Source organism: Escherichia sp. AM3, assembly GCF_032029835.1.
GTDB classification, from domain to species: Bacteria; Pseudomonadota; Gammaproteobacteria; order Enterobacterales; family Enterobacteriaceae; genus Escherichia; species Escherichia coli.
Genome location: NZ_JAVUPQ010000598.1, coordinates 1 through 420 on the forward strand (window position 1 = coordinate 1; position 420 = coordinate 420).

Annotated in this window: 1 protein-coding gene; it reads left to right on the forward strand. The window is 53.1% G+C overall.

The annotated features are described in order from the left end of the window. A partial coding sequence (locus RTW80_RS27445) for a dihydrodipicolinate synthase family protein (protein WP_312721246.1) occupies positions 1–319 on the forward strand: 319 nt, incomplete at its 5' end. Positions 320–420: the final 101 nt, after the last annotated feature.

The following is a 420-nucleotide window of genomic DNA, read 5'->3' on the forward strand; positions in this document are numbered from 1 at the left end:
TGATGCGACAGCGCTGGACTTTATGCAGCTCGGTGGTAATGGCGTGATTTCCGTTACGGCGAACGTGGCGGCGCGTGATATGGCTGACATGTGCAAACTGGCCGCAGCCGGTCACTTTGATGAAGCTCGCGTGATTAATCAGCGTCTGATGCCGTTGCACAATAAATTATTTGTCGAACCCAATCCGATCCCAGTGAAATGGGCATGTAAGGAGTTGGGGCTTGTAGCAACCGACACGCTGCGTCTGCCAATGACACCGATTACCGACCACGGTCGTGAAATTGTCGCTGGCGCGCTGAAGCATGCCGGTTTGCTGTAAAGTTTAGGGAGATTTGATGGCTTATTCAGTACAGAAGTCGCGCCTGGCGAAGGTTGCGGGTGTTTCGCTTGTTATGCTCCTCGCTGCCTGTAGTTCAGACT